The sequence below is a fragment of the Paraburkholderia sp. RL17-373-BIF-A genome, from assembly GCF_046030175.1.
In the GTDB taxonomy this organism is placed as follows: Bacteria; Pseudomonadota; Gammaproteobacteria; order Burkholderiales; family Burkholderiaceae; genus Paraburkholderia.
This window is the reverse complement of sequence record NZ_JARESO010000024.1, coordinates 81114-96986: the sequence shown is the minus strand read 5'-3', so window position 1 is coordinate 96986 and position 15873 is coordinate 81114. Positions and strand designations below refer to the sequence as shown.

Sequence of the window (15873 nt, the reverse complement as noted above, 5' to 3'; positions counted from 1 at the left end):
AACAGTATAGCGGCTTACTTTTGGGCGCGCAATTCAGTTGACGGAGTGAAGAGATGGAACTGCCGAGCCTCAAAGCGGAGCGCTTGTACCAGAAGATTTCGACGTTGCTCATCGGATTTATCAAGGACGGCACGTTTCAACAAGGGCAGGCATTGCCGGCCGAGCGCGAACTGTCGAAACAACTTGGGGTTGGCCGGTCGTCGGTGCGCGAAGCGCTGATCGCACTCGAGATAGCAGGCTGGGTCGAAATCCGCACCGGCACCGGCGTGTTCGTCCGTCACCCCGGCGAAGCCCGCATCGAGCCCGCGCTGATGGACGCGGAGTTCAGCGCGGCGGACTTGCTGTCCGCGCGCGCGGTGATCGAGGGCGAGATCGCCGCGCTTGCAGCCAAAAACGGCACTGATGCGCAGCGAGAAGCGCTGGCGCGAACCATCGGCATGCTGGAGGCGCAATCGGTGAACAACGCCGCGTTTCTCGACGAGGACAAGCGCTTTCACTTGCTTATCAGCGAAATGACCGGTAACGCGGTGCTGACCGAGGTGATGACGGTTCTCTGGAACAAGCGCTACAGCCCCATGTTCACTCATCTCGAGACCTTTTATGCCGACGAGAACATTCCTGTCGCGCTGAACGCGGACCATAGACGAATTGGCGAGGCGATCCTGAATCGCGACGCGCGCGCGGCGAAAAATGCGATGCGCGCGCATCTGCGCAATGTGCATCACACACTGTTCGCGGATTCACCGGACGGCGCTCCGCCGGACAATGGCTAGATGCATGACTACGGTCGGAATAACGCGAGTACGGAACGCCTCGGCGCGAGAATGAGGTAATCGTCCTTTTCGTTCAATTTCTGACAGTTAGTGTCTAAAAACGGTTATCTATCAGAGGCTTGGTGAATCCGTGTTTCGGGGAAATGTTGCAGCACAGGAGATCCTTGCTGGACAGGGCTCTGCGGGCGATGACCGCCAGAAATTACTGAGATGGACCCGACGCCTCCCCCGGGGGACACTAATCGACTCAACCGGACGTCTGGATGGAGGTTCATCATGGAAATCGATATTCTCGGCATTGATCTCGCCAAACAGGTATTCGTGCGACCTGCAAGTCGCGTGAGTTTCTGTCTCACAGGTGCAGGTATGACCTGATGAAACCGGTTGTTCCATCAACCGTTCCCTACCCGGACATGCGGAGTTGGTAACAGCTCGGTGTGAAGCTTCGGGGACAACGTAGCCGCCGGGTAGCCGGTACGCCGTGCCGCGAGGCAAGGCGGAATCTGCCAGCACGAAGGCGGAGAGGAGCAAGGGATGAGTGGATACGACCAACATATGTGAACTTCCGCTAAACGTCGTGAGTTTGAACAAGCCAAACGTGCTGACAGGCTTGAACCAAAACGGTACGCGGTGAGGAGTGGTCTTTGAATACTGGGCCGCCATGGACAATCAGCCGCCGGCGAAGAGGAAGGGTCCGCCCCGCTCGGAGATTCATGCGGAACAGGGTAAGCCCATAGTGCTGCCGGCATCGGCAGGCGAACCGCAAGGAACGCTGTTGGCGCTGTGGGTAAAGGAATGCGGAGAAAGCGAATGCCCGGCTGTAATGGACGGGATACGGGCTGCAACATCGCTCGACGCGAAAGCGGGCAGACTTCCCTGCGGTCATTCATGGCGAGAGAACCTTGACCAATCGTTATACGAGGGAAGGCAGATGACGGCGATCGGCGCGAAAGCGACCGGGGCTGGTGCGCCCTCGCGCGCTGCACAGATGTGGGATCAGGCAAACTGGTCGCACGTCGAGGCAGATGTAAAACGACTTCAGGTGCGTATCGCCAAGGCAGTTCGGGAAGGCCGATGGGGCAAGGTAAATGCATTGCAACGTCTGCTAACCCGCTCGCATAGCGGCAAGATGTTAGCCGTGAAGCGGGTGACGGAGAATCGCGGCAAGAGAACGCCGGGGGTGGACGGCAGGATATGGTCATCTCCGGCGGCCAGATGGAACGGAATGTTGTCACTTCGACATCGCGGCTATCGTGTGATGCCGCTGCGACGCGTTTACATTCCAAAGAGTAACGGCAAGAAGCGTCCGCTGGGAATTCCCTGTATGCAGTGCCGGGCGATGCAGGCGTTATGGAAGCTCGCTCTGGAACCGGTGGCGGAGACACTGGCGGCCCCGAATTCCTATGGATTCCGGCCCGAGCGCTCGACGGCCGACGCCATCGAACAGTGCTTCATCACTCTGGCAGGCATAGAGTTCATGCATCGCATTTGCAAAGGACACTTCAACCTCGCGAAGCTAAGCCTCAAGGATACCGCTGCGCCCGCTGTGTGGGATGCCGTCCTGACGGTTCGATAAGACTTCCTTAGTTATACGAAACACAACGACCCGGACCGCCTATTTGCACCAGAACCTCAACCTCTGCCGAGTTGCCCGCCACGGGGCACATCACGGCCAATGAGAGATGGTGGGCAGTGAGGCCTTCATGTTGAGTCTTTTGGCCTGTGCGGTCGGTCGCTGATGCAGATCGCAGGCGATAACGGCGGACTTCGGTATTTGGTTTGAAACAAATGGATGTTCGGACCTGCGCCGGCTGTGAGTCTTCCTGACAGCGTACCAAAACACAATGCGGCGCTAGACCAGCGACACTCCGCTGGCCATCATCTGCTCCTGGCGACTAGGTACCCTGTACCGACGCAGATATCTGAAAGGCAGATCACCGCCTTCGATGTCTGCCTGCGCTCTAGCCACGCACGAACCACGTTCGTTTGGCCGAAGTGAGCATGCCCCGGTACACAAGCCAGGAGACGAGAAAGCTTGCTGGCGCGGAGAACGACTGCACAAGTCCCGGGACATTCATCAACACAAGACCGGCGAACGCACCTGCAAACCATGCGGTCAGGCCGCCTGGATTGAAAGCAGGCACGTGCGAATCGCGGCATTCGACTTCCCCGCCGATCAGTTCGTCGTAGCGTGTCGAACGGATGTGTGCGAGCGCCACACCGACCCACGCGACCACGAAGATTCCCTGATACGCCAGCGCCTGCAGGATCTTCGAAAATACATCGGCCATCATCAAGGCATAAACAGCCACGCCGACAACCAGCGCCCACACGAACTTCGGCGCGCGAAGGCCGAGTACTTTCTGGGAAAAAGCCTGCATATTGATGGCCGCGAGATAGTAGTTCGCGGTATTGATGCGCGACTGCGTTACCCACACGAACAGCAGACCCCAGACCCCCATCAGCTTGAGCAGCGCAAGCACAACGGATACTTCCGAAAGTGTGCCGAGGCCTGGAATCGTACTGACCAGATAGATGCCGACCGCTCCATTCAGCAGGAACGTGACCAGATAGAACGGCATGCCAAAGTTGAAGCGGCCGTGGTAACCCGCGTCCTCCTTGCGGCCAAAACGGGCGTAGTCGAAAGTGAACATCATCAGCACCCAGACGCCCATGTAATAGACAAAGCAACTCCACCAGCCGTTGGCCGGTGCGTTGCCTTTCGGGCCGAAGTCGAGCCACGCTGCGTTGTAGCCATATTCATGGGTAGCCAGCGCGACGGCAGCGACCAGCCCGAGCAGATAGAACGGCAACAGTACGCCGTTGAACTTGTCGAGCCAGTGCTGCACGCTGCCGAACACGAGTGGCACGCTGTAGCAAACGACGATCAGCGCCGCCCACCGGTAGTCGAGCACAGGAAAAAGACTGTGCGCCGCAACAGCGATCACGGACCCTTCGAATACCGCGTAGTAGATCGCAGTCGCGAAGAAGATCAACGTGGCGAGCGCCGCACCTGCGCTGCCGAACAAGACCCGCGAAAATAGCGCGACGGACAGGCCGGTGCGAACCGCGTAGCGGCTGATGATGGAATTGACAATACCGTACGACACCACCGATAGCGCCATCCCGATCAACGCGTTGCGCGCACCGTAATTGAGTGCAAGCGTTGCGCCGACGACAATGTAGAACACCGCGCTGCAAACCGCCCACCAGGCCATCGTGAGCGAAAACGCCGGCATGCGGGCGTTCTCCTGTATAGCGATGGTCGATTGATCCAGATCGCTTTCGGCGGGTTCCTGGGCCAGATTGGCCATGATCGTGCTCCTCAATGCATCTGCAGGTTTGGGAACGACGCCGTGATAGCGACCGTGTTCGGTGCCATGGCGACGAGTGAAAGAAAGACAACCGGTACGGCACAAAATGACGGACGTGTGCGTCCGCGTGCGGCGCATGGCGCCGCACGATCTGATTCGCGAAAATGCACTTAGGGATCACGGGGCCGGGCGCGCAATTCAACCGGCCCGAGAATGCGCTGCTTGCGCGCTAGCGCAGCAACACCTCGCGCAACCGTGCAAGCCGCAGTTGGGCATCGCGGCGGGCAGCGAGCGCCTGCGTCATGGTGACGGGCAGGAAGTGCGCCTGATGGTTCGGTTGCATTTGCCCGATCAGATCCATGTCGGCGCTGATGACGGTGCCGATCGTGGCGTAGCCGCCGCCGGACACTGCGTCACGGTGCAAAATAATCGGTTCGAGTCCGGCAGGGACCTGGATTGAGCCAATCGGATAGCAGGCATCGACAATGTTTGAGGGATCGGAGCCCGCGCCGAACGGCTGCTCGCGCTCGCGAAACTTAAGTGGCCGGCCCTGCTTATAGCGGTAACCGATACGGTCTGCTTCAGGGGCGACAGTCCACGTGTCTTCGAAAAACGTGATGGCTGACTCATCCGTCAGACGGTGGTGATAGAGGCCAGGCAGCACGCGCAATTCGACTTCCCGAGCGAGCGGCGTACGCAACCGTTCTGGCAATTCCGTGCCTTCACGAGCGGGCCCTCGGGTACGCCCGATTCCGAGCCGGTCGCCTTTCTGCAGGCGCCGCCCCTCGTGGCCACCGAAAGCCCCTAGCGTGTACGTGGAGCGGCTTCCGAGCACCATCGGCACATCAACGCCGCCGGCCACCGCGAGACAGGCCCGCGCACCGCCTTTCACATAATCGAACGTCAGCGTGCTGCCTGCCTTGATTCGCAGGGCGACGTTGCATGCCTGGGCCACGCCGTCGATCTTGGGTTGCATTTCAGCACCCGTCACGGCAATCAGCGCGTCCGCATGAAACAGCAGCTGAGGACCAAGTAGCGTGCATTCAAGTGCGGCCGCACTTTCGGGGTTACCCACCAGGAGGTTGGCCGCACGCAAGGCGTACTGATCCAGCGCGCCGGAAGGCGGAATGCCGACATGGTAATACCCTTGGCGGCCCGTATCCTGCACCGATGTAGCCAGTCCGGGCTTGACGACCTCGATGGCATGGAGAGGGTTAGTCGGCATTGAGCACCTCGATCAACGAACGGTTGTAGGCTTCAGGGTCGCGCATAAATGAGCCGAGCGAGAAATTCACATCGCGCACCCGCAATGAAAAGATCCCCGCATCGACAGCGGCCAAGGCTTTGTCGTAAGTGTCGCGATCGATCGGCTTGAACTTGACGATGTCACCGGGGCGGAAAAACACCATGAAATCGCGCAGGTAATCCAGACGCTGCGCCGGATCGAAGATCGGTGCGGGCGTCACGCCGAACATCTGATAGCCCCCTGCGCCACGCACCGAGTAGATGCAGCCGAAGCACCCCCCGTGGCCAACCGTCAACCTGGGCGTATCGGTGCGAGGCCGCAGATATTTCGGTACCTGCAACTGACGCGCACGTTCGACCATCTGGAACATGAACGGTAAGCCGGCCACGAAGCCCACCATCGAGACAAACCATGGGGAGTCGGAGTGTGCTGCGATGAAGTCTTCGACGTCCTTCTTCCCGTTGATCCGTGCCGCGTATTCCAGATCCGTCGAAGCCGGGTCCTGATGACGCTCGCGAAAACGCATCAGTGTCTCGTTCGTCCACGGATCGTTGTAAAGCACGGGCACCTCGACAATGCGTGTGGCGATGTCCAGTTCCGTCGCGCCGGCGACCTCGGCCTCGATCTGTTTGAGCAGCGCGAGGAGCGTGTCCGGCTCGATCACGTCTGGATCGTAACGAACCTGGAAAGATGCGTTAGCGGGGCAGATTTCGGTCACGCCGTCCACTTTGCGGCGCTGCAGTTCGCGCGTGATCGCGGTCCCCTTGAAGAAGGCTTCGAGCGACATGTCTTCGCTGATCTCCACGAAGATGAACTCGTCGCCACCGAATGTGTATCGGATCGTCATGCAGCCTCCTCGTTCAGGTCCGTGGCGGCCACCCGTTTGGCGCGCCAGTCTGTCATCCATGCTTCCAGATAGTTGGTGTCGTAGCGGCCGGCGCGAATGTCGTCGTCTTCAAGCAGCGCGCGGTGCAGCGTCGCGGTGGTCTTGATGCCCACGATGCGCAGTTCGCTCAACGCCCGCTTGAGCCGCGCGAGCGCTGCAGGCCGGCTTTCGTCAAAGGCAATCAGCTTGGCGAGTAGCGAATCGTAGAACGGCGGGACGGTGTAACCCTGGTAGAGCATCGAATCGATGCGCACCCCTGGGCCCGCCGGCCAGACCAGTTCGTCTATGCGGCCGGGGTTCGGACGAAAATCCTGCTCGGGATCTTCCGCGTTGATCCGGCATTCGAGCGCGGCACCGCGCAACACGATGTCATTCTGGCTGAAACGCAACGGTTCGCCGTCCGCGATACGCAGCGTCTCACGCACCAGATCGATTCCGGTGACGGCCTCGGTCACCGGATGCTCGACCTGGATGCGTGTATTCATTTCAATGAAATAGAACTCGTCGCGCGTTTCATCGAACAGGTATTCCAGCGTTCCGGCACTGCGATAGCCCACCTGCTTTGCAAGCCGCGTCGCGGATGCGCACAGCGCATTGCGCAGCGCCGGCGTGAGCGAGGGTGACGGCGCCTCTTCAAGAATCTTCTGGCGGCGCCGCTGCAGCGAGCACTCGCGTTCGAACAGATGGACAACGTCGTTGCCGTCGCCGAGTACCTGCACTTCGATATGCCGGGCGCGTGCGATGAATCGTTCGAGATACACCCCGCCGTTGCCAAACGCCGCATGCGCCTCGCGTTGTGCAAGGGGCAATTCAGCGTCGAGTTGTGCAGCGTCGTGTGCCACCCGAATGCCGCGTCCGCCGCCGCCGGCTGCCGCCTTGATCATCACCGGGTAGCCAATCCTTGCTGCGATCTCGCGCGCTTCGTCGAGCGACAGGACGACACCGTCGCTGCCCGGGACTGTTGGTACATCGGCGCGCTGCGCGGTTTCCCGTGCATTTGCCTTGTCACCCATGGTTGCAATGACGCTCGACGACGGGCCAACAAAGATCATCCCGGCGTTCTCTACCTGCGCTGCGAATGCCGCGTTTTCGGAGAGGAAGCCGTATCCCGGGTGGATGGCATCCGCCCCGCACTGCTGTGCGGCAGCGAGAATCACCGCGGGGTTCAGGTAGCTTTTCGCCGCATGCGCATGGCCGATGTGAATTGCCTCATCGGCCATGCGCGCGGCAAGGCTATCGCGATCGGCATCGCTGACCACCGCGACCGCCCGCATACCCAGTTCGTGTGCTGCGCGGATCACCCGCACCGCGATCTCGCCGCGATTGGCAACCAGCACCGTACGGATTCGCTTCGGCTGATAGAACATGCCTGAGGAGCCGCCCGTGTTTGACGTGTTCATCCTGTTCACCCTTCAATCCGCATCAAGACTTGTCCTGCATCGACCGGCTCGCCGTCGTCGACAAGAATATCGGTGATGCGGCCCGCCACGCTTGTTTCGACATCGCTGAACTGCTTCATCACCTCGACGAGTCCAACCACCGCGCCGCTTTCGACAGATGCGCCTGTTTCGACGTAGGGCGCGGCCTCCGGCGACGCCCGCCGATAGAAGGTGCCAGGCAGGGGGCTGACGATATCGTGTAGTGCCATAGGGATGCTCCTCAAGTCTCTTTGGGGTAACTGGAATTAGCGGGCGGCCGCAGATAAGGGGGCTGCCACACGGATATCGTGATTGGCCAGTGTGGCGCGAGTGGCCTCGACGAGTTTGAGGGCGCCCGGCGTGTCGCTGTGAATGCAGACCGAGTCGAAATCGATATCGATGTCGTCGCCGTCGACTGTGGCCACCCGTCCTTCCACGCAGGCTCGCAACACCTTCGCCGCCACCTGAGCCGGATCGAGCCGTCCGACGCGTCGGGTGAAGACGATCGAGCCGCTGCGATCGTAGTCGCGGTCGGCGTAAAACTCGCGGATCACCGGCTGGCCGAGTTCGCGCGCAATCCGATACGTCACCGACGCTTCCATGCAATACAGCAGGAGCGTCGGATCCAGCGTCTGAAGCGTCCCGATCAGGAGGCGCGACAGGTCCTCGTCGCGTGCGGTGAGCATATAAAGCGCTCCGTGCGGCTTCACGTGTTGCACGCTGACGTTGTACAGGCGCGCGAATTCGCGCAGTGCGCCAAGCTGGAAAATGATGTCGTTGTAGAGCGCCTGCGGCGTCTCGGCGATGTTGCGGCGTCCGAAGCCCACCAGATCGCGAAATCCCGGATGTGCGCCGACACCGACACCTGCCTGTTTCGCGAGTTGCACCGTACGCGCCATGATGTTGGGGTCGCCTGCGTGAAACCCGGTCGCGATGTTGGCCGAGCTGATGAGGGGCATGATGTCCTCATCGACGCCATCACCGATCTTCCATGAGCCGAAACCTTCCCCCATGTCGGAATTCAAATCGACGCTGCGCTTGTTCATGCTAGATCTCTCCTGGTTCAACAGCCTGGTCAGCTTGAAGGACGCGCGCCAGACCCGTTAAGGGAACGTTATCCGCTCGCCGGCTGCCAAAATAGTTCTATTTTTATATGGCACGTTATCTGTTTTTTCGATAGCTTCAGCGGCGCAAGGAGGAGCGGAAATCGGGCTTATTGCGGACTGGTCAAGGGAAGCGGAGGCGGATTCCATTCTGAACACTTGCGGGATTAAGATATTGCGCAGTGCAATATCATTTTTTCAGGTGGCCCCATGGCGCTGACTCTCCGGCAACTGAAGTACTTCGTCGCCACGGCCGAACTCGGTCAGATTTCGCAGGCGGCTATTCAACTGACGATTTCACAATCGGCAGTGACCAATGCCATCAAGGAGCTCGAGGACAGTCTCGGCACGCAACTGTTCATGCGCACCGCTTCCGGCATGACCTTGACCAATACCGGGCGACGTTTTCTCAATCAGGCGTACACGATCCTGTCGTCGGTCGATGAGGCCATGCGCATTCCGAATCTCGAAAGCACGCTTACGGGCACGCTGACGCTCGCCGCAAGCTATACCGTGCTCGGCTATTTTCTGCCGCATCATTTGCAGCGCCTGAACACGCTCTATCCGCAACTCACCATCCAGTTGCACGAGTTGAATCGCGAGTCGATCGAAGAGGGATTGATCGCAGACCGATACGACATGGCTGTGCTGCTCACATCGAATGTTGCGAATCCGGAGTTGGTACTTGAGCCGGTCATTCATTCAGTGCGGCGCCTGTGGCTGTGTGCGCAGCACCCATTGTTAAAGCGCGAGAACGTTACGCTCGCCGATGTCGCTGCCGAACCATTCATAATGTTGACCGTCGACGAAGCGGCTTTTACGGCTTCGCGTTACTGGAACGAGACGCCGTACCGACCGAACGTGAAGCTACGCACATCGTCCGTTGAAGCGGTGCGCAGCATGGTGGCAAATGGAAGCGGCGTGGCGATCCTGTCGGACATGGTGTATCGCCCTTGGTCGCTGGAGGGCAGGCGCATCGAGACCGTCCAGCTGCGCGATCCGGTGCCGCCGATGAGCGTGGGTCTCGCATGGCGCAGAAGCGCCGAACTGAGTCCGGCGATGCATGCGGTGCGCGAGTACTTCCGGCATACATTCATGGAACCTCGGGCGTTCACCGGTAGCAGCTGAAGCACTGAAGTGGCGCGCGCAAGCGTTGTTTCCCGCAGCAATCGCGATCTCGTTGACCTGCCGTAACTCACGAACTTCCCGCTCAAGTTCCTTAGGCCGATCCTGCTCCTACGTGCTCGTCGCTGGGCGCAAGCCACGATCCCGTTCAGCCTGCCGCACCCAGCTTCGCAGCGTCTCTCCCGAGCAGCCGATCTTCGCCGCTATCGACGCAATCGCTTTCCATGTCGACTCGCGGGCGCCCTGCTGCTCCAGCACCATCCGCACGGCCCGCTCACGCACTTCCGGCGAGTACCTTGGTGACTTCTTCTTTACGTTTTCCATAACTCCATTCTCTCAAACGTTGGAGCCTCCGGAAAACCCGGTGCGATTCAGTCTGAAGCAGTTCGCTGCTTAACGCGTTGGCGTCGACCATTTCCGACCGACCTCAGTTTGCCCTGTCGCGTCTTGATGTTGATATTGCGCGAAACCGCATTTGTGGGGCTTTTGTTTTCCGCGGCATGACGGGCCACTGCCTGCATGAGCCACGCAAAGACGCAGCATGCGATGTGCCAAAACATCCGCGGCGGTTCCACAAAGTACAAAACCTCAAACGCCCCCACCGGCTTTCACCCGGATGCGCAAATAAGGGTAATCCCCCATATCGTTCATTAATTTGAATTCATTCAATATAAACGTATCTTGTTGACGACATACATTTAAATCGCTCGCGAAACGGACACCCGGCACATGCCAGCAGACTTTCCGACCGCCCTCCGCCTGTCGAACGACTACGCCCTCGGCTGCGCCCACCCCGTCAGCGTGACGGAGTGCGCGCTTGAACGCGCCACCAGCGTCCCGGAAGCGTTCATCGTCCTGACCCCGGAACGCGCACACGCTGAAGCCGCGCAATCGGCCGCGCGCTGGAAAAGCGGCGCGCCTTTGAGTCCGCTGGACGGCGTGCCGGTCGCATGGAAAGACCTGTTCGATATCGCGGGCACCGTCATCACGGCCGCGTCGGCGGTCAACGCGAAGCACGTCGCCACGCACACCGACGCTCGGCTCGTCGCCCACGCCACCCGCGCCGGCATTATCTGCATCGGCAAAACCAACCTCCCCGAGTTCGCCTTTTCCGGCCTCGGCCTCAACCCGCACTTCGGCACGCCGGTGAACCGCGCGCTCGACAGCGGCTCGCGCGCGCCGGGCGGCTCGTCGTCAGGCGCGGCGGTTGCGGTCGCGGCCGGGGTTGTGCCGCTTGCCATCGGCACCGACACCGGCGGCTCGGTGCGCGTATCCGCCGCCTTCAACGGCATCGTCGGCTATCGCGCGAGCACCGCGCGCTATCCGAAAGACGCACCTTCGCACTGCCCCGCACGCTCGACACAACAGGGCCGCTCGCCCGCACCGTCGCCGACAGCATCGCGTTTGACTCGGCCGTACGCGGCATCACCTCGCCCGCGCCGATTATGCCGGCGTCGCTCAAAGGCCAGCGCTTCGTGATCGACCCTACGTTCAGCGAACGACACGCGGTCAGCCCATCGGTGCTCGGGCAACTCCACGCGGTCGTCGAACGTCTGCGCGACGCGGGCGCGCAAGTCGACGCGCGCCGCCTCGCAACGCTCGACCAGTTGCACGAACTGATCCGCATGTACGGTTGGCTCGGCGGTCTCGAAGCCTTCAATGTGCATCGCGCGTTGCTCGATTGGCCTGACGCCGAATGCATCGATCAACGCGTGCGCACGCGTCTCGAAGCGAGCCGAGTCGTGCCCGCCGAGCGCCGCGCTTTCCTGCGCGAGCAACGTCTCGCGATGATCGCGTCGTTTCGCGACGAACTCGCCGACATCACCCTTATCGCTCCCACCGTGCCGCACGTCGCTCCGTTGCGCGCACCGCTCGAAGCCGATCCCGAACTGTTCGCGCGCGTCAATCTGCAAACCCTGTCGATGACCATGCCCGGCAGTTTTCTCGACACGCCCACCGTCGCGCTGCCCTCCGGCACCGACGCCGACGGCCTGCCCACCAGCGTGCAACTGATGCGCGCGCAAAACGACGACGACGCGTTGCTGCGCATCGCGCTGTCGGTGCAACACCACGCAAACTGCAGTTCTGAAATCTGAAACAAGGAGGAAGTACAGATGGCCAAGGAAATCCTGATCACCTTCGGTATCGACGTCGACGCGGTGGCCGGCTGGCTCGGTTCGTATGGCGGCGAAGACTCGCCGGACGACATCTCGCGGGGCCTGTTCGCGGGCGAGGTCGGCTCGATGCGTCTCCTCAGGCTGTTCGAACGCGAAAAACTCAAGACAACCTGGTTCATTCCGGGTCATTCAATCGAGACCTTTCCCGAGCAGATGAAAGCGGTCGCGGACGCGGGCCACGAAATCGGCATTCACGGCTATAGCCACGAAAACCCGATCGCAATGACGCCCGAGCAGGAAGAAGCCGTGCTCGACCGCAGCATCGAACTCGTCACGCAACTGTCGGGCCGCCGCCCGACCGGCTATGTCGCGCCGTGGTGGGAATTCAGCAACGTGTCGAACGAACTGCTCGTGAAAAAGGGCATCAAGTACGATCACAGTCTGATGCACAACGACTTCCATCCGTACTACGTCCGGGTCGGCGATAGCTGGACCAGGATCGATTACAGCAAGCACCCCGATACGTGGATGAAGCCGCTGGTACGGGGCGCGGAAACCGATCTCGTCGAAATTCCGGCCAACTGGTATCTCGACGATCTGCCGCCGATGATGTTCATCAAGAAAGCGCCGAACAGCCACGGTTTCGTGAATCCGCGCGAAATCGAAACGATGTGGCGCGACCAGTTCGACTGGCTGTATCGCGAGCACGACTACGCGGTGTTCCCGATCACGATCCATCCCGACGTATCCGGCCGTCCGCAAGTGCTGCTGATGCTCGAACGTCTGATCGCGCATTTCAAGTCGCACGACGGAGTTCGCTTTTGCACCTGCGATGAAATCGCCGACGACTTCCTGCGCCGCCAGCCACGCGTCAAACCAACCTGAACCCGGCGCGATTCAAAGCGCTATGTGTAGCGTCCTTATCGGAGCATTGAGATGAAAGAAAGTGCCTTGACCCGCGCCGGCTTCAGGCTCGAAAAGATCCTCCCGGTCGACGTGAAGCGCGCCACCGTGGTCGCGTTTTTCGCGTGGGTGTTCGCGGTGTACGACTTCATTCTGTTCGGCACGCTGCTGCCGGAAATCGGCAAGCACTACAACTGGGACGCAGCGACCCAGGCCGAGATCGCGACCTTCGTGGCGATCGGCACGGCGATCATCGCGTTCGGCATTGGCCCCCTGCTCGACCGCGTGGGACGAAAGGCCGCGTTGTTGTGGACCGTCGCGGGCGCGGCGCTGTGCTCGGGTCTCACTGTTCTCGGCGGTGCGATGGGCCAGTGGCCGCTGGTGCTGATCCGTTCGCTGTCGGGCCTCGGTTACGCCGAGGAAACCGTCAACGCGACCTATCTGAACGAACTGTACTCGGCCGCCGACGACCCGCGCCTGAACCGCAACAAAGGCTTTATCTACAGTCTCGTGCAGGGCGGGTGGCCGATCGGCGCGCTGATCGCCTCGGGTCTGACCGCGCTGCTGCTGCCGCGCATCGGCTGGCAAGGCTGCTTTATCTTCGCGACGTTCCCAGCTATCGTCATCTTCTTCATGACGCGACGCTTGAAGGAAAGCCCGCAATTCCTCCTGCACAAACGCATCAAGCAACTGCGCGAAGAAGGTCAGGACAAGGACGCGCGCGCGCTCGCCAGCGAACATCGGGTCGACTACGAACAACACAGCCGCGCGGGCCTGCGCGAAGCGTTTCGCGGCGACGCGCTGCGCGCGACGCTAGTGCTTGGCGGCGGCATTCTGCTGAACTGGTCGGCGATTCAGGTATTCAGCGTGCTCGGCACTACCGTGCTGACGCGCGTGCATAACGTGTCGTTCGAAAACTCGCTGCTGATTCTCGTCCTCTCGAACGTGATCGGCTATTGCGGCTATCTGAGCCATGGCTGGATCGGCGACAAGATAGGCCGACGCAACACGCTCGCTATCGGCTGGATGTGCGGTGGCCTCGCATTCGCCGGGATGTTGATGGGACCGAGCAGCTATGCGGTGGTGGTCGCGCTGTACAGCCTGGGTCTGTTCTTTCTGATCGGGCCGTATTCGGCGGCGCTGTTCTTTATCGGCGAAAGCTATCCCACTGCGATTCGCGGTACAGGTAGCTCGATCGTCCATGCGATGGGTCCGGTCGGTGCCATTCTCGCGGGCGTCGGTGTGACCTCGATGCTGAATCACGGCGTGGACTGGTTGCATGCGGCGCTGTGGTTCGGTGCGCTGCCATGCTTCCTGTCCGGCCTGTTGATCTTCTTCGCGAAACACGTCAACCCGGAACGTATTCATTAATTTATCGCCCTTATCGAGCAGACAAGTCATGAGCGAATCACAACGCACTAAAGTCGCGCTGATCACCGGCGCGGCGAGCGGCATCGGCCAGGCGCTCGCGCTTGCGTATGCGCAAATCGGCGTCGCGGTTGTCGGCGGCTACTTTTCGGGCGATCCGCACGACCCACGCGACACCGAATGTCTTGTTTCCGAAGCCGGCGGCCAGTGCTTGATGCATCCCGTCGACGTGAGATCCGCCGACCAGGTCGACGCGTTCGCTGCCGTCGCACTGGAACGCTTCGGACGGATCGACTTCGCCATCGCCAATGCTGGCCTGCTGCGCGCCGCGCCGCTCACCGAGATGCGCGACGAGCAATGGTTCGAGATGATCGATGTCGATCTGTCCGGCGTGATGCGCACCTTCCGCGCCGCCAGCCGGCATATGTCGGAAGGTGGCGCGATGGTCGCGGTGTCGTCGATTGCGGGCGGCGTGTATGGCTGGGAAAATCATACGCACTACTCCGCAGCGAAAGCGGGCGTGCCTGGGTTGTGTCGCGCGGTCGCGATGGAACTGGCGCCACGAAAGATTCGCTGCAACGCAGTGATTCCCGGGCTGATCGAAACACCGCAATCGCTCGACGCGGTCAACTCGCTCGGCCCGGAAGGCCTGCTCGAAGCGGCGCGCGGCATTCCGTTGCAACGGGTCGGACGCCCTTCGGAAATCGCCACGCTAATCCGTTTTCTGACCAGCGAGGACGCGTCATATATCACCGGCCAGGCGATCATCGCGGACGGTGGCTTGACGGTCCGCTGGCCCGGTTGAGTCGCACATCGAGTCAAGGAGAGTCGAACCATGAGCGACACATTTTCACTCGACGGCCGCCGTGCCGTCGTCACGGGCGCGGCGAGTGGCATTGGCGCGGCGATTGCACAGGCGTATGCGTCGACGGGCGCGCGGCTCGTGCTGGCGGACCGCGACGTTACACGTCTCGAACAGCAGGCCGACGCCTGCCGCAAGCTGGGCGCAACGGTGCATACCGTGCAAGCCAATGTCGGCGTCGAAGCGGACGCGAACCGTATCGTCGATACCTGCATCGAGGCGCTCGGCGGCATCGATATTCTGGTCAACAACGCGGGCATGCTGACGCAGGCGCGTTGCGTCGATCTCACCACGGACATGTGGGACGAGATGATGCGCGTCGATCTGCGCAGCGTGTTTTTGTGTACGCGTCGCGCGTTAACCTCGATGATCGCGCAACGCTGGGGCCGCATAATCAACGTCGCGTCGCAACTCGGGATCAAAGGTGGCGCGGAGTTATCCCACTACTCCGCGGCGAAGGCGGGCGTGATCGGCTTCACCAAATCGCTCGCGCTCGAAGTCGCGCCCGACAACGTGCTGGTCAACGCCATCGCGCCGGGTCCGATCGACACCGCGCTGGTAGATGGGATCAGCACCGCGTGGAAAACGGCGAAGTCGGCGGAGTTGCCGTTGCGGCGTTTCGGTCGCGCCGAAGAAGTTGCTCCTGCTGCTGTGCTGCTTGCTTCGGACCCTGGCGGGAATCTGTTCGTCGGCCAGACGCTAGGCCCGAATTCCGGCGATGTGATGCCCTGAGCGGCATTCGTGAACAACCCCTGGAG

Annotated in this window: 13 protein-coding genes and 2 pseudogenes; 8 read left to right on the top strand and 7 right to left on the bottom strand. The window is 61.0% G+C overall.

Going from position 1 to position 15873, the window contains the following annotated elements; genetic code table 11:
- Positions 1 to 53: 53 nt before the first annotated feature.
- Complete coding sequence (locus P0D80_RS27270; protein WP_408181577.1) at positions 54 to 773, top strand: FadR/GntR family transcriptional regulator; 720 nt, start codon at positions 54 to 56, stop codon at positions 771 to 773.
- Between the two features lie 661 nt (positions 774 to 1434).
- Complete coding sequence (locus P0D80_RS51885) at positions 1435 to 2349, top strand: reverse transcriptase N-terminal domain-containing protein (protein ID WP_459252761.1); 915 nt, start codon at positions 1435 to 1437, stop codon at positions 2347 to 2349.
- A 385-nt stretch (positions 2350 to 2734) separates the two neighbouring features.
- Here P0D80_RS51885 and P0D80_RS27260 read toward each other — a convergent pair whose 3' ends face one another.
- The 6 genes from P0D80_RS27260 to P0D80_RS27235 all read right to left on the bottom strand — a co-directional run bounded on the left by P0D80_RS27260 (position 2735) and on the right by P0D80_RS27235 (position 8683).
- Positions 2735 to 4087: a purine-cytosine permease family protein gene (locus tag P0D80_RS27260; RefSeq protein ID WP_408181578.1), complete on the bottom strand. Its 1353-nt coding sequence runs from the start codon at positions 4085 to 4087 to the stop codon at positions 2735 to 2737.
- A 229-nt stretch (positions 4088 to 4316) separates the two neighbouring features.
- Positions 4317 to 5312, bottom strand: coding sequence for a 5-oxoprolinase subunit C family protein (locus P0D80_RS27255; protein WP_408181580.1), 996 nt, complete (start codon positions 5310 to 5312; stop codon positions 4317 to 4319).
- Complete coding sequence (locus tag P0D80_RS27250) at positions 5302 to 6180, bottom strand: 5-oxoprolinase subunit B family protein (RefSeq protein WP_408181581.1); 879 nt, start codon at positions 6178 to 6180, stop codon at positions 5302 to 5304. Before P0D80_RS27250 ends, P0D80_RS27255 begins: the two co-directional genes overlap by 11 nt.
- Positions 6177 to 7619 carry an acetyl-CoA carboxylase biotin carboxylase subunit gene (locus P0D80_RS27245; protein ID WP_408181583.1) on the bottom strand — a complete coding sequence of 481 codons (1443 nt, stop codon included), beginning with the start codon at positions 7617 to 7619 and terminating at the stop codon, positions 6177 to 6179. Before P0D80_RS27245 ends, P0D80_RS27250 begins: the two co-directional genes overlap by 4 nt.
- 5 nt (positions 7620 to 7624) lie before the next feature.
- Positions 7625 to 7867 carry an acetyl-CoA carboxylase gene (locus tag P0D80_RS27240; protein WP_408181584.1) on the bottom strand — a complete coding sequence of 81 codons (243 nt, stop codon included), beginning with the start codon at positions 7865 to 7867 and terminating at the stop codon, positions 7625 to 7627.
- Positions 7868 to 7903: 36 nt separating this feature from the next.
- On the bottom strand, positions 7904 to 8683 hold the full coding sequence (locus P0D80_RS27235; protein WP_408287965.1) for a 5-oxoprolinase subunit PxpA: 780 nt from the start codon (positions 8681 to 8683) through the stop codon (positions 7904 to 7906).
- Between the two features lie 267 nt (positions 8684 to 8950).
- Here P0D80_RS27235 and P0D80_RS27230 point away from each other — a divergent pair, with 267 nt between their 5' ends.
- Positions 8951 to 9868, top strand: a complete 918-nt coding sequence (locus P0D80_RS27230) for a LysR family transcriptional regulator (protein WP_408287961.1) — start codon at positions 8951 to 8953, stop codon at positions 9866 to 9868.
- A 45-nt stretch (positions 9869 to 9913) separates the two neighbouring features.
- Here the strand turns inward: P0D80_RS27230 and P0D80_RS27225 are convergent.
- Positions 9914 to 10189, bottom strand: a pseudogene (locus P0D80_RS27225) (transposase); the annotation flags it as partial.
- Positions 10190 to 10594: 405 nt separating this feature from the next.
- On the opposite strand from P0D80_RS27225, the pseudogene P0D80_RS27220 reads away from it, so the two are divergent.
- From P0D80_RS27220 to P0D80_RS27200, 5 genes and pseudogenes are all read left to right on the top strand, one after another.
- Positions 10595 to 11961, top strand: a pseudogene (locus tag P0D80_RS27220) (amidase family protein).
- Positions 11962 to 11979: 18 nt separating this feature from the next.
- Positions 11980 to 12867 (top strand): polysaccharide deacetylase family protein, encoded by an 888-nt coding sequence (locus tag P0D80_RS27215; protein WP_408181589.1) that lies wholly within the window; start codon positions 11980 to 11982, stop codon positions 12865 to 12867.
- A 51-nt stretch (positions 12868 to 12918) separates the two neighbouring features.
- Positions 12919 to 14256: an MFS transporter gene (locus P0D80_RS27210; protein ID WP_408181591.1), complete on the top strand. Its 1338-nt coding sequence runs from the start codon at positions 12919 to 12921 to the stop codon at positions 14254 to 14256.
- A 28-nt stretch (positions 14257 to 14284) separates the two neighbouring features.
- Entirely contained in the window at positions 14285 to 15058 is a 774-nt protein-coding gene (locus P0D80_RS27205) for an SDR family NAD(P)-dependent oxidoreductase (RefSeq protein WP_408181593.1), read from the top strand.
- Positions 15059 to 15088: 30 nt separating this feature from the next.
- Positions 15089 to 15847 (top strand): SDR family NAD(P)-dependent oxidoreductase, encoded by a 759-nt coding sequence (locus P0D80_RS27200; protein WP_408181594.1) that lies wholly within the window; start codon positions 15089 to 15091, stop codon positions 15845 to 15847.
- The last annotated feature ends 26 nt before the right edge of the window (positions 15848 to 15873 follow it).

Excerpts from the sequence above, each read along its gene's own strand:
- P0D80_RS27270 (WP_408181577.1), top strand. The coding sequence starts at position 54 with ATGGAACTGCCGAGCCTCAAAGCGGAGCGCTTGTACCAGAAGATTTCG.
- P0D80_RS51885 (WP_459252761.1), top strand. The coding sequence starts at position 1,435 with ATGGACAATCAGCCGCCGGCGAAGAGGAAGGGTCCGCCCCGCTCGGAG.
- P0D80_RS27260 (WP_408181578.1), bottom strand. The coding sequence starts at position 4,087 with ATGGCCAATCTGGCCCAGGAACCCGCCGAAAGCGATCTGGATCAATCG.
- P0D80_RS27255 (WP_408181580.1), bottom strand. The coding sequence starts at position 5,312 with ATGCCGACTAACCCTCTCCATGCCATCGAGGTCGTCAAGCCCGGACTG.
- P0D80_RS27250 (WP_408181581.1), bottom strand. The coding sequence starts at position 6,180 with ATGACGATCCGATACACATTCGGTGGCGACGAGTTCATCTTCGTGGAG.
- P0D80_RS27245 (WP_408181583.1), bottom strand. The coding sequence starts at position 7,619 with ATGAACACGTCAAACACGGGCGGCTCCTCAGGCATGTTCTATCAGCCG.
- P0D80_RS27240 (WP_408181584.1), bottom strand. The coding sequence starts at position 7,867 with ATGGCACTACACGATATCGTCAGCCCCCTGCCTGGCACCTTCTATCGG.
- P0D80_RS27235 (WP_408287965.1), bottom strand. The coding sequence starts at position 8,683 with ATGAACAAGCGCAGCGTCGATTTGAATTCCGACATGGGGGAAGGTTTC.
- P0D80_RS27230 (WP_408287961.1), top strand. The coding sequence starts at position 8,951 with ATGGCGCTGACTCTCCGGCAACTGAAGTACTTCGTCGCCACGGCCGAA.
- P0D80_RS27215 (WP_408181589.1), top strand. The coding sequence starts at position 11,980 with ATGGCCAAGGAAATCCTGATCACCTTCGGTATCGACGTCGACGCGGTG.
- P0D80_RS27210 (WP_408181591.1), top strand. The coding sequence starts at position 12,919 with ATGAAAGAAAGTGCCTTGACCCGCGCCGGCTTCAGGCTCGAAAAGATC.
- P0D80_RS27205 (WP_408181593.1), top strand. The coding sequence starts at position 14,285 with ATGAGCGAATCACAACGCACTAAAGTCGCGCTGATCACCGGCGCGGCG.
- P0D80_RS27200 (WP_408181594.1), top strand. The coding sequence starts at position 15,089 with ATGAGCGACACATTTTCACTCGACGGCCGCCGTGCCGTCGTCACGGGC.